Source organism: Acanthopleuribacter pedis, assembly GCF_017377855.1.
GTDB classification, from domain to species: domain Bacteria; phylum Acidobacteriota; class Holophagae; order Acanthopleuribacterales; family Acanthopleuribacteraceae; genus Acanthopleuribacter; species Acanthopleuribacter pedis.
Genome location: NZ_JAFREP010000004.1, coordinates 129147 through 141704, shown reverse-complemented (window position 1 = coordinate 141704; position 12558 = coordinate 129147). Strand labels below are relative to the sequence as shown.

The window sequence follows — 12558 nt, the reverse complement described above, 5'->3', positions numbered from 1 at the left end:
CTCCTGGGTTTTAGTGGAGAACCCGGACGACCTTTCGCTCCTAGGTTGGTCGGCACGCCGGCAAGAAAACCTGAATGTTTTCAGCTAGAGGATGCGTTTAGCCGGGTGAGGCTTCAGCGGGCTAGGAAACGAGTTTTTGGTAAATCGCCTCCAAGGCGACCGCCGCGCGTTCCGAAACCTTCACGTCGACCATGTCGCTTAACTCGGTTTCACCTGGATTGATTTCAAGGGTGGGCACGCCCAATTGGTTGGCGATGATGACCGGCTGCATGATGTAGGGAAACAGGCTGGAGGTTCCGATGGATACCACCAAGTCGAAGCCGCGGTTGGCCTCGGCCTGTAGCAGTTCCAGTTTTCCGAGGTCCAACAGCTCCCCGAACAACACCACGTCGGGTCGAATTAAGCCGTTACAGGAAGTGCATTTGGGTGGGATTTCGAGATGGCTGTAATCGGCCACGGTCTCGCGAAAGTTGCATTGGGTACACAGCAGTTGGTACACATCGCCGTGGATGTCGATGACTTGGCTGGAGCCGGCACCGCGGTGGAAACCGTCGACATTTTGGGTGAACACACAGACGTGGTCCAAATGCGCCTCCAGCAAGGCGATCACCTCGTGACCTCGGTTGTAAGAAGCACCGCGACACGCGGCTTCAATACGCGCGATGTGGCCCCAGGTGACTTCCGGTTTGCTGTTGAGCATTTCGCCACTGAGGGCTTCCTCAATGGTTAAACCTTCCTCCGTCATGTTGACGTTGTACAGGCCGCCGATGCCGCGGTACACGGGTAGATCGGAGTCGGCACTGATCCCGGCACCGGTGATAAATAAAACCCGGTTTGCCTGCTCAAATAGGGCGGTGGCTTGGTCGATGGCGGTTTGGGATTTCATAGGGGACCTCCTAATCCGCAATGCCCACGAGGTGTTCGGCATCATCGCGCCTTATGCAAGCGCGGCCGGCATTTTGGTCTTTCTCGCGGGGGAGCGACGAATCCTTGTGGGAAATGCGGGCTAACGACGACCACCTGATACATGGCCGCACAAAGTTGGTGTCGAGTATACAATAAGCATCAAGGGCACAGCAAGCTTATTGTAGGTATGACACCAACTTCAAAACAAATGCATGACCTTAAACGAGATGACCCGTTTCTTCTGTCGCCCTGTATCGATAAAGCTGAACCCTACTACCGCATCGCTTGCCTGTGACGCTTTTCTTGCCGGAACCGTAAGGGTCGCGTTGGGCTGACCCGTGGCAGCGATACCAAAAATGAGGAAGTCCGCGAAAGCGGAATTAGACAGGGGGCTAATCTGCTAAATCCGCTTCGCGGCCAAGGGGTAATGAGTCTTCTTTTTATCATAGAATCCTCAAATTGTTGAAAATAAGTTTGTTACATCTCGGAAAGTAGCATTCTCGAGAAAGACTCACGCACCTTGAGCTCGATGAAAAGCAACAGAAGACCAAAAAAATTGATCATATTGAATTTTATTAAAGATAATTATTGTGCGATGTTATTTACCAGCATCACCATATCGCGGACGTTGACACGGCCGCTGCCGTCCACATCGGTGGTGCATTCGTCACAATAGGTGAGCCACGCCTCGTGGAGCAAACGCACATCGGTAAGGGTGATCAGGCAATCCCCGTTTTGGTCGTATTTCAAATTGCAACCGTTGGTGGTCAGGCGCCAAACAAAAAGGCCCTTTTCCAAATCACTGCCGATAATGGTACCGCTGGGGAAGTAGGGGTAAACGCTCCACAAGCCGTTAAAGTTCGGGTTGTTGTTATCGGGGTACGTATCGAAATAAGCGATTTCGGTGGGCGCCAGGGGATCACTGGTTTCGAAGACCCGCAGACCACTGCGGTAATTGGCTTGGAAGATCATGCCCTGGTGGGTGTAGAGGTTGTGGTCAATCGCGCGCAGGCCGGTGGTAAAGGTACTCGCCTCGAAGGGGTTCTCCAGGTCGGACACGTCAATGACGCGGGTGGTGGTGGTGGAGCCGGTGCGTGATTCGTCCAGTTCGTCATTCAGGTAAAAGTAGCGACGGTCTTCCGACAACCAACCTTGGTGTGAATAGTTGGGATTGCTGAACTGGTAATGGGTGATGACTTGGATGTTTTGCTTGTCGGTCACATCGACGATGCTCAGGCCGGTTTGGGTGCTCCCACCGTTGAAACCCGCGCAGGCAAAGGCGATCTCGCGACCGGCATAGGGGCCCTCGGTGTAGGTAACGATTTGGGCGTCGTGCACGTAGCGGTCGGACCAGGCGCCCACGTACTCCGGGGCGGCCGGGTTGGCTAAATCGTAAATGCGCAGGCCGTTGCTGCTACCGCCGGTACGGTACAAATAGCCGCTCTCCTCATTAATCGCCACGTTGTGGGTAGCCGTCGCACCGCCGGTGGTGACCGTATTGACCAAAAGCGCCTCGCCTTGGTCGACGTTGGCCAGGTTTACCACCTGGATGCCTTCGCCGCCCTCCGTGACAATGTAGGCGTAATGGCTGTAGGTTTTGACGTCGCGCCAAGAAGAAGACGGGCCCTCGATAAATTCGATGAGGGCCGGCTGGGCCGGGTTGGTGATCTCAACAAACGCCGTTCCACCGCGCAAACCCATAATGGCGTATTCACGGCCGGAGGGCGCGGTATAACCCCAACAATCGTTGCCGCGGGTTTGGTTGCCCAACTCGGCGAGGGTCATCCAACTGTGCATCACCAGGCCGGATGATTGGAATTCGGGACCGTTTTTGCCGAGAAACGCACCTTGTTGGTAACCGGGTCCTTCATAACGGGGTTGTTCGTCGCGAACCTTCGGGTCGCCTTGGTGGGCCAAAACTAAAAAGCCGCTGCATAGCAGGATGGTCAGCGTTTTAACAAAAGGGTTCGAGATACGAAAACGGTGCATGGCGGCTCCCTTGCTTCGGTTGGCTATGGGTATAAGATGCTGACATTAACTTAGATTTTGAATGCTTTCCTATGCAAGGGTAAATACGCACAAAGTGACCCAAACCCCTTACCTCGGGTTTATTTTTCGCGCGTCTCCTTCCGCGAGGGTTCGGGCGAGGGTGGCCGAAACCAGGGATTGTCCCGTGGTGGCGGCACACTTAAGCTCGCCAAAAAAGCCACCAAATCGGCTTCTTCCGCCGGGGTTAAGCCCAAGGGAACCAGCAATGGATCCACATGGTGTCCATTGTTGACGCGCCCTTCCAGGGTGTTGTAGAAACGCACCACCGCCGCCAAATCGGGCAGTTGTCCACCGTGCATGTAGGGCGGATGCTGGGCGCTTTGACGCAGGTTTGGGGTTTTAAATTGACCCCAGCTATCGGCCCGCCGTTGCAGGAACGCCAAGCTTTGGGCACGTTCTCCCTGCCGGTCGTCACTGTAGCGGCCGGCTGAATTAAAGGGATCGGCGAGCAACAAGGACACACCCGCGTAGCGGCCCGCATCACGGGGAAAAGAACCGTCCCGCGCCGGTACCCCGGTTTGGTGGAAGGTGCCGTCACTGAATTGCGAACCCACATGGCACAGGTTGCAACGCCCTTTGCCCACGAACAGACGGGCGCCGCGAACGGCGGCGGGCGGCATCTGGGTCGTTGCATGGGCGGGATCGGTCGCCAATGCGGTTAAGAAGCGATCAAACCCATTGGTCGGCGCGATTAAGGTTCGTTCATAGGCCGCAATGGCTTTGCCGATATTGGCAAAAATTCCGTTGATCAGGTCGCGGTCGCTTTCGCTCATCCCTCCCCAGGCCGCGGCCCAGGGGTGCCCCGCTTGGTTTGGCATCGGCATGGCGTCGCGAGGAAAACGGCGTACATCGCTTAAATCGGGGAGGGCGCCGAAGATCGCCTCGTAGGCATGGCGAAGAGGGTCGCTTTGGTGCAGAAGCAGAACCACGCGGTTGCGGTTGAGGCCCATTTCGCGCGGATTTTCAAAGGGCTGCAGCGCCTGGGACCAGAGACTGTCGGCGCGACCGTCCCAAAAGAACCAGCGGTTAAACGCCGTGTCCCATAGGCTGGGGGTATGGCGTTCGCCTTCCGCCAAGCCGACCGCCCGTTCCCGTCCGTCGGCAAAACCCAATGCCGGCTGGTGGCAGGTGACACAGCCGATTTCGCCGTTGGCGGAGAAACGGGTGCTGAAAAATAGCTTTTGTCCCAAAGCAGCCGCCGCCGCGTTATCTGCCCAACGGTTTCCTGGATCCGCGGGCAACGGGACGCGCTTAAATTGCATCAACTGCCTGATTTCGGCCGCACTCAGGTCAAGTACGGGTTCTTGTGCAACCAACACGTTGCCCATCAAAACCAGGCAGCACATCACTCGCCGCCAACCTCGACACCATCGCGGCATTCCCATGGCGTTTCGGTTAAAGGTCCAGCGCGGTCTGGGCGCGCACCGTTTCCCCGTCTCGGGTGATGTCAAACATCAATTGCCAGCGGCCGACCATGTGAAACAACATCCCTTTCACCTCAAAGCGGCCGGGTTCGCTTTGGGTGACCACCGGTTCGGTGTTCATACCGTGGCGGTGTTGCGGCATGCGGCCGTCCACCGCGAGGGTAATGTCCCGCGCGGGTTTGGTTAAAGCCTCGTCCTGAAAAATCGCCACCTGCAGGGAAAAGGTCTGGTTCAGCACAATGGTCGCCGGTTCGATTTGGTAGCGCACCCAATAGGTGCCGTCACCCGTGGACAACACCTTGGTATCGGTTGCCGCACTTTTGTCGCCCGCTGAAACCAGTGGGACGAACAACACGGCCAGGAACAGGACAAAGGTTTTGGACAAAGCGCTCATGGTTGATTCTCCTCGGTGGTGGTTTTGCGGTTGGGTGGTGGAAAGCGATGGGTCCAGGTCATCGCGATGTCCATGGTAACCAACCAGGATCCATCCTCACCAAAGATTTGTAGCCGGTGATTGCCCTGATCAACCACACACAGGCGACCGTCCGCGGTGAAATCGATGTCGGCGGGCCGCCAGAGTTGACCCATGTCGCTACCGCGCCCACCGAATGCGTGTAGAAACCGGCCGCGCGAACTGAACACCAGGATTTGACAGCGGGCCTGATCGCTCACAAAGATGCGCCCGTCGTCGTGGACGGCAATCCCGAAAGGCTGGTGTAACTGTTTACGCCCGAACACGCCGATCACCCGACCGGTCTTGTCAATTTTTACCAAACGCCGGTTGTTCTGGTCGACGACCACCATGGCGCCGTCGCGGGTAAACGCCAAGTCGGTGGGATGGTTGAACTGATGCCGTTTGTGTCCGAAAGAACCGATGGTTTGCCGATGGTTCCAATTTCGATCAAAAACCAGAACGCGATGGTGGCGTGGATCGATCAGGCGATAGGCACCGTCGGGGTCCACGGCAAGCGCGTCGAACCAGGCGCGTTCCGTGGCGGCACGGCGGTTGAGCGCCGCGTAACTAAAAGCCCGTTTGAAGCGGGTCATGTCGGGTAATTGCTTGAGTTCATCCATCGGATCGTGATCGTAGTGAAACACCTGAATCCGTTGGTTGGCGCTATCCGTGGTGATGATTTGGGAGGCCGCCGCGTCGATCACCAACCCTCGCGTATCGCGCATGAGGCCGAATTTGTTGCCGCGTTCGCCAAACTGGTTGATGTTAATCGGGGTTTCCCCACGCATGTCGTAAACCATGACCTGATGGGTTTCGGTGTCCGCGGTAACCAACAGGGTTCCCTGGATGTCGAGGTAGGGGCCGAAATGGAAACGGCCGGATTGAATCGATTGCGGGTCGTAGGGGATGGGTTGGGCGTTGGCTTGCCAATCAAAGAATTGCAGGCGGTTTTCGAGGGATTCGGCGATGACAAGGGTGTTGCCGTGGTTGTCGACCGCGAAATGGTTGGGGTAATGGAGCCGGCCGCGGCCTTCATGGGGCAAAACCTCGTGTTCCCCCCACAACCACAGACTTCCCCCCTCGGGGGTAAACGCCTGAATGCGGTGGTTGCGATGTTCCAGCACAAGCAAGCGGCCGCGGTCCCAGAGCAGATCGGTGGGATGATCGATGAGGCCGGGAAAAAAGCCGTAATCGGCAAGGGTGGCTAGGGGTTTGCCGGCTGCATCAAGGACGGTAATTTGTTGTAAAACGGCGTCGGCCACGTAAAAGCGCCCCTGCCCGTCACCGGTGATCGCGGTGGGGGCGATAAAGGTACGGTCGCTTGAAAATTGGCTGAATACCCCGGTAACGCGGCCGTTGCGGTCGAATCGCTGAACCCGTTGGTTGCCGAGGTCGGCGACCCAAAGGTTGTCCCCGTCCCACCACAGCCCGTTGGGATGATTGAACAAGCCGGGCGCCGTGCCGTAACCGCCGAAGGAAAAGTGGGACTTTTTGGTCCGATCGAAACGCCAAATCCGGTGGTCGGCGGCGTCGCTAATCCATACCTGCCGGGCCGTGCCGGTTAGGTCGCTGGGGCGAACGAGCTTGCGACCCTGTTTCGTCAGCCAATTTTTTTGAGGACGGCCCTGGTCGTCGCCAACCCACAGAATGCCGCGACCGCGCCGGAACCCGACCGCAATCCACTCGTTGGTGTTCCCGCGCATAAGCCCCTGAACCTCGGGCAAATCGCGCACCTCGAGGCGCCATGATTGCGGTAAGTGGGTGGCATCGTCGGGGTTGCCGGCCAGGTTCCACGTGAAACCCCCGGCCAAGACGGCGCCGAGGGCAACAGCGCGTAACCCACGAAACAAACGCGATAAAGGGTGCTTCAAGCGGTCAGTCCTTTTTTCGATGGTTTTCGATTTCTGCTAAAAGGGTGCGTTTCAAACACTTTAAGTATCGCGTACAGGCTGTCGCGACGGCAAGGCCCCTGCTTACCTAATTGATATCCGTCATCAACATGAGCCTAAAAGCTCGATGCCTTGACCATTTTTACGCGTACGCGCAAATAAAAGTCACAAAACGTACAAGGCCTTCCGTGTAGCGCTTCGGTTCCACAATCCCCGCCCCCGTTCTTGGCGCATCGATCCTCATGAAATGGTAGATGCTTTCACTTAAGTACTTGTTTCTAGCGTATTTAAGCTATCGGAACGGAACAGATGATAATGTGTGCCTTCCTAGCCGATCATGAATACTTAAGTTGCTTTTAAACATTGTGCGCAAATAAACAGACAAAAGAGTATCGCTTCTTCCTTTAAGCCGGTTGCGAGGTCGTGCCGAAGAATTCCTCTGCTCGGTTCCCTTTTTGCGGTTGTTCCCACGCGGCACCGGCACAAAGATGAGAACCGTCTCCTGGCACACGAAGGTTCCGGTGCAAGCGCATAAAAAAGGGCGCCCAAGGGCGCCCGATTCGTTGCGATAAACCACACAACCGCCGGCTTAGTTAACCGGCATTCCCGAAAACATACAACTGATGAAGTCAAGGACATCCACCTTGTTGTTGCCGTTGACATCGGGAATACCACCGTTACCGGTTTGGCCCCACGTGCTGTAATCAACCTGACATTGCTGGGTCACGGCTTGAATGGTCAGGTTGGCGTTGCTGATGTCGAAAAAGACGTTGTCGGCACAAGCAACCTTGACGCGTACCGTGGTTGAGGCGGTGTTGGGCACGGTGATGGTGGCACTGCCGTCGTTGGCTTCTTGGCTCGCCACGGTCTGAGCAAAGGTTTGCCCACCGTCGGTGGAAACCAAAATAGTGACTTGGCTACAGTTAACCGGGGCTTGGTCGGTGCCGGCCACATTCCAGGTCACCGTTTGACTGCTGTTACCCTGCCAGGTTTCACCGCCCGCCGGGGCCGTCATGGCGAAGGGACCCGCGCCGCCCGCCACGGTGAGAACCGCTTGGTCGGTGCTCACCGCGCCGCCGCCTTGGTTGTTGTTGCGCACGGTGAACCGGAAGGTCAAGGTTCGCGAGGTAGAAGGCAACACCTCACCGACCACGGTGGATTGGTCAAGCACCGCGTCCAGACGCGGGAAGGTACGGCTGGGACTGGTCGTGGCGGCATAGCTGCGGAAAATGGCGTTGTCGCCGCGGTCCACGTTGAAGTTACTCGCCGTGCCGGAATCAAACTGTTCCCAGCTATAGGTCAGACCGCTCGCGGTGTTGCCGCCCTGGGAGCTACCGGTCAGGGTAAAGGGCGTGTTGGCCGGGATGGTGTAATCGGAACCGGCGTCGGCGCTGGGCGCGGCATTGCTGAGCGACGAAAGCGCGGCACAGCCCGCGCCTTCGGCATTGCGGGTGTAGTTAAACATTTGCTCGATGGAACCAATGTGGAAAAAGGGATCGCTGTTCGGCTGAATGTCGTTTTGGCCGCAGATCCCGGCGTAACCCATGATGGTGGTAGCGCTACCTGGCTCATAGGCGGTTGTCGTGGAACGGTTGCCGTCGCAGGCACCGGTTTCGGCGTTAAAGGTGTGCTCGGCTCCGAACTGGTGGCCGATTTCGTGGGCAACAAAGTCGATATCAAACACCGGACCGCTGGGCGGGTCGGTGCCGGTGAAGCCGCCGGCTTTGAGACCTGCCTGACACACGACCCCCAACAGGGCGGCACCACCGCCACCGTCAAGCACCACGTGGCCAATGTCGTAGTTGGCGCTGCCGATGACGCTGTCGAGGTTGGCGATGTTGTCGTCGATGGGATCGCCGCTGTAGGGATCGGTTTGGGCGTTGGTGTAAATAATGCTGTCGTTGTTGGCGATGATGGTGAAGCGAACCGCCAGATCCCGTTCGTAAACGACGTTCACGTTGTTAATCGTGGTGTTGAGTGCGGCCAAGGCCCCCTGCACGGTGCCACCGTGAAATTGGGTGTATTCGCCGGTAGCGGCAATGGCCAGCCGGTAGGTCAGCAGTTCATTTTGAATCGGCATGCTGCGACCACGGAAAATATCGCGTTGGGCGCGCCAACGCGCCATGCCGCGCTGCTCACAACGAAAACCTGATTTGTCGATAAACAAATCGCGCCGGGCGTAGACCATGCTGACGCGGTCATCATAGCGCAGCATGGGTTTAATGAACACAGCGCCTTCCGGCGACAGGATGGTGGCGCTAAAACCCTTGGGACTGAGGTCGCAGCGCATGGTGATGCCGGGGTCGTCGGCGGAGTAACCTCGGTAACTGGAAATTTCTGGATAACGCATGGCCAATTCGGGCGCCATCACGGGCGAGTTTTCAATCAAGAAGCGGTGGGCTTCCCCGTTGGGCAAGGGCAACACCAGGGAAAGCGGTGTTTCGTTGCTGTATTCGAGCGGCGCTTCGGCCAGGCGGTCGCTGAGTTCGACCAAGTCCCAGCCGACGGTGCGAAAACGGTCGGGCATGACGGCGTAAACTTCACGGTCCCCGTCGAGTTGTTTATGCTGGATGTCGTACCAGACGGTTTCGTGTTGGGCGAATGCGGCAACACAGAAGAAAAAAAGAACGGCAAGCGTCGACAGACGTTTCACAATATACCCCCATGGTTCGGTTCCGCGTATCGGGCCGGCGCTGGGCAAAACGGGGTGATCGGGCAGGGTTCGACCGGCACCTCGAATCGCCTAGGACGGGCGACACGCCTTTTGACCTAAATAGGTTTGAGGAATCCAGGGATTCCAACGTTTCCTCCCGCCGCCCATACCGCGACGGGATGCGGTTGCCGACCGAAGGGTGACGCATGCGCTCCGGCACGGCAGTGCAATAAAGCTGCGATTGCCTCACACCCGTTGTTTTTGGCTGGGTCCTCTGAAAAACACCCAAACAGCGGTAGGGAGGTGGTAAATCGCATCGGTTCTGTCTGCCTGCTACGCCGCCGCTTGCAAAATCCCCTACAATAAAGTTATTCGGTCAAAGCGCCCTTTTTCATTCGGATTTTTTTTCGAACCCTAGAAAGTTCAACAAACAAGGCATGGAGGCGATGGATGGATTGGTTGATTGTGCCCATGGCAATCGCCCTCGTCGGCATTACGGTGCGGTATCACAAGGCACCGGTGCAGGCCCTCCATTCGTTGTTTACATCGCCGGAAGACATGCTTCGCGTCACCGAGGAAAAACGGCTGCAAGCCGGCCGGGCCCTGCTAAAAAAGATGCTCGCCGAACAAGGGATCAGAGAAACCATCCAAGCGTGGGATACCCCCGGTTTTTTAGTGAGCTGCCGGGAAACCCCAAACGACCTCGTCGTGGTGGTACATGCCGAGACACCCCTTTGGAAGGCTGTATCGCTGGTGCCCAAACATCTATGGGGCGAAGACGAAACAGCGCCAAAAAACATGGGTTTCCGCACGCTGTACCAATGGCGCATGGGAAAGGGTGACCAGGGGATAATGTTGTCCCCGGCGGTTCGATCTTTTTTGACGGTGTTACACCCGGTCACAATTGAAGAATCGCGGTTGATGCTGTCGCTGCAGGCAATCACGGCGGAAATGGTGGACTCGAAGGAACGGGCACGCTTGTTGGCGAACCGCCTAGCGCAACTCAAGGCGTTGCTGAACCACCTCGCGGCCGTCGACGACCCCGCGCCGGTTTTGGTACACGGCTGCATGACCGACGTGGATGCCGGTTTCCGGCGTGAAGCCTGTCGCCACGCTTTAGCCAGTTGCAAAAGAAGCAAGAAAAAGCAGAAACCCGATTTGGGCCATTATTCCATCCGCGACCGCACGGCACACTTTCGCGGGCGCTTTGCGGTCGACATCACGACACCGGAAACCGACAATGATCCCCGCGGCGGCACCCTCTCGCAAAAGATCATCGAACCCTTGGCGGCGCGCTTCCCCGACGCCATGCAGGCCCCCGATGACGGCGGCCCCTTTGCGGTAACCCGCGAGGCGGCCTTTTTTGCCGCCGTCTATTTCCCGGAATACCTGAGCAAAAAAGAGTTGCTTCATTTATGCACGGTCGCTGATCGGGACATGGCTGATTTGATCCTTCCTGTTTTGCGTCACTTGCCGGAGGATCGCATTAACCTGGGTTTGAGCACCGCGCTGCAGAACCACGCCTTGCGTTCGGTCGTGCTCGATGCCTTTTTTATCCAAAGCACCAAACGCATGCATCTTTTGCTCGAGTTGGTGTTAACCTGCCCCCATCCCGAAACGCGGCTAAACATCCTTTCTTTTCTGAAGCGGGTCCAACACCCACAGCGTCACGCCTTTGTGGTGGAAGCGCTGCCGAGCCTGGTAAAGGCCGCCATCTCGCTGGAACTTCGTGCTGAAATGGTCGCGGTCTGTCTGCGCATTCTGGCCGAATTCGGAACGGTCGATGATTTGCCACTGGTTCAAACCGCGCGCGAGGTCTGCTTCACCGAGGACGCCCTGTTGGCCCATAGACAGGCGATGAACGCAATCGCCAAGGGTGGAAATTTGCAATACGAGGGTATGCTCTCGGCGTTGGATACCGGCGAACACGGCGGCGCCTTGAGCTGGGCGGAGGGTGGCGGCGCCTTAACCCGCTTGGGCGAAGAAGGTCTCGCCGGGCCCGACCGGCACGAGGAATGACATGCTGCTTTTTGGTTGTTTTGGTTGTCCCTGATGGGTCTCGGCGTCTTTTTAATCGGATGAAAACCGCGGGCACGGGCAACGTCCATCAATCTGCAGGACAACCGTCAGCCACAACGGAACCCAAACCAAACTGGGTGATCGGACCTAGCCCGCCTTTCTCCCAAGGATTCGTCGCGAGAAGCTGAAAGCCTTATGCGTACGAAGATTCCGACCAAGCCACGGCTCAGGGGTCCGACCTTTCGCGGGGCCGACCTTTCGCGGGGCCGACCATTCGCGGGGCCGACCATTCGCGGGGCCGACCATTCGCGGGGCCGACCATTCGCGGGGCCGACCATTCGCGGGGCCGACCTTTCGGCGCAGCAGCTGAGGCGAAGGCGGCCCGACAGAGTAATGCGGAAGGCCGCCCCCTCGTAATCGCACGGGTTGCCCCGTAGCAGAATTCCTTGTGAAAAATGCGGGCTAGCCCAATCCGAATTTTTGCACCGGTTCTTTGCCCGACTCTGGAAAGGGTTGGGTGCTTGCCATACGGCGATCCCGCGAAAGCCACTTGAGGTCGAGGCCGCGGCGTTTGGTACCCTCGGGTTTGATGAGCAGCACCGGGCAACCGGATTTTTTGATGACACGCTCCGAAACGCGGCCCATCACGTAATGGTTCAAACCCGAACGGCCGTGGGTCCCCATGATGACCAGGTCGACATCGCGCTCGAGGACATAATCGAGAAGCGCTTTGCCGGGATTGCCTTCCAACAGGATTAAATCGGGGTTTTCCAAACTCTCGCTGAATGTCTCTAGCTTGAACCTGGCCTTTTCTTTCAACTCGCCAAAGTGCTTGACCAACCAATTATCGACCAAAGGCAGCAAGTGAGAGGCGACCGGAACCTTAAAAGCGGTGCGGTCAAAGACGTGAGCGACAACGATTTCGACGTGCATGCGTTTTTGCAATTGCACGGCGTAATCGCGCGCGGCAAGGCTGGCGTCGGAAAAGTCGGTCGCCAACAATACGGTTTGAATGTGTCTCATGATGGACCTCTCAGGGCACATTTCTGCCGACAAAACCCGCTGGTTCGGAGGAAAAAGCGTCGCAAAACGCAAAGCAGCAAAAACCTTGCCGGTGATTGTCTACTCTGATGAGACTGAATAGGTTTCACGTCATCAATCAAT

General features: G+C 57.3%; 8 protein-coding genes. 1 reads left to right on the top strand and 7 read right to left on the bottom strand.

The annotated features are described in order from the left end of the window. Positions 1 to 121: 121 nt before the first annotated feature. From J3U88_RS05530 to J3U88_RS05505, 6 genes are all read right to left on the bottom strand, one after another. The gene (locus tag J3U88_RS05530; protein ID WP_207857422.1) at positions 122 to 886 is read right to left on the bottom strand and encodes an NAD-dependent protein deacylase; all 765 of its coding nucleotides are present in this window, start codon (positions 884 to 886) and stop codon (positions 122 to 124) included. A 605-nt stretch (positions 887 to 1491) separates the two neighbouring features. Then, the gene (locus tag J3U88_RS05525) at positions 1492 to 2895 is read right to left on the bottom strand and encodes a choice-of-anchor B family protein (protein ID WP_207857421.1); all 1404 of its coding nucleotides are present in this window, start codon (positions 2893 to 2895) and stop codon (positions 1492 to 1494) included. Positions 2896 to 3014: 119 nt separating this feature from the next. Then, entirely contained in the window at positions 3015 to 4301 is a 1287-nt protein-coding gene (locus J3U88_RS05520) for a cytochrome-c peroxidase (RefSeq protein ID WP_243435819.1), read from the bottom strand. A 49-nt stretch (positions 4302 to 4350) separates the two neighbouring features. Then, the gene (locus J3U88_RS05515; RefSeq protein ID WP_207857418.1) at positions 4351 to 4773 is read right to left on the bottom strand and encodes a FixH family protein; all 423 of its coding nucleotides are present in this window, start codon (positions 4771 to 4773) and stop codon (positions 4351 to 4353) included. Beyond that, a complete protein-coding gene (locus tag J3U88_RS05510; RefSeq protein ID WP_207857415.1) occupies positions 4770 to 6704 on the bottom strand; it encodes an NHL repeat-containing protein in 1935 nt (644 codons plus the stop codon). The genes J3U88_RS05515 and J3U88_RS05510 overlap by 4 nt, the downstream gene beginning before the upstream one ends. Before the next feature lie 607 nt (positions 6705 to 7311). Further along, entirely contained in the window at positions 7312 to 9375 is a 2064-nt protein-coding gene (locus tag J3U88_RS05505; RefSeq protein ID WP_207857414.1) for a reprolysin-like metallopeptidase, read from the bottom strand. A gap of 450 nt (positions 9376 to 9825) precedes the next feature. On the opposite strand from J3U88_RS05505, the gene J3U88_RS05500 reads away from it, so the two are divergent. Beyond that, positions 9826 to 11394, top strand: coding sequence for a hypothetical protein (locus J3U88_RS05500; protein ID WP_207857412.1), 1569 nt, complete (start codon positions 9826 to 9828; stop codon positions 11392 to 11394). Between the two features lie 462 nt (positions 11395 to 11856). On the opposite strand, the gene J3U88_RS05495 is transcribed toward J3U88_RS05500, so the two are convergent. After that, positions 11857 to 12417 carry a universal stress protein gene (locus tag J3U88_RS05495; RefSeq protein WP_207857410.1) on the bottom strand — a complete coding sequence of 187 codons (561 nt, stop codon included), beginning with the start codon at positions 12415 to 12417 and terminating at the stop codon, positions 11857 to 11859. Positions 12418 to 12558 lie beyond the last annotated feature (141 nt).

What these genes read in the sequence shown, in the direction of transcription:
- J3U88_RS05530 (WP_207857422.1), bottom strand. Translation starts at nt 886, where the DNA reads ATGAAATCCCAAACCGCCATCGACCAAGCCACCGCCCTATTTGAGCAG.
- J3U88_RS05525 (WP_207857421.1), bottom strand. Translation starts at nt 2,895, where the DNA reads ATGCACCGTTTTCGTATCTCGAACCCTTTTGTTAAAACGCTGACCATC.
- J3U88_RS05520 (WP_243435819.1), bottom strand. Translation starts at nt 4,301, where the DNA reads ATGTGCTGCCTGGTTTTGATGGGCAACGTGTTGGTTGCACAAGAACCC.
- J3U88_RS05495 (WP_207857410.1), bottom strand. Translation starts at nt 12,417, where the DNA reads ATGAGACACATTCAAACCGTATTGTTGGCGACCGACTTTTCCGACGCC.
- J3U88_RS05500 (WP_207857412.1), top strand. Translation starts at nt 9,826, where the DNA reads ATGGATTGGTTGATTGTGCCCATGGCAATCGCCCTCGTCGGCATTACG.
- J3U88_RS05515 (WP_207857418.1), bottom strand. Translation starts at nt 4,773, where the DNA reads ATGAGCGCTTTGTCCAAAACCTTTGTCCTGTTCCTGGCCGTGTTGTTC.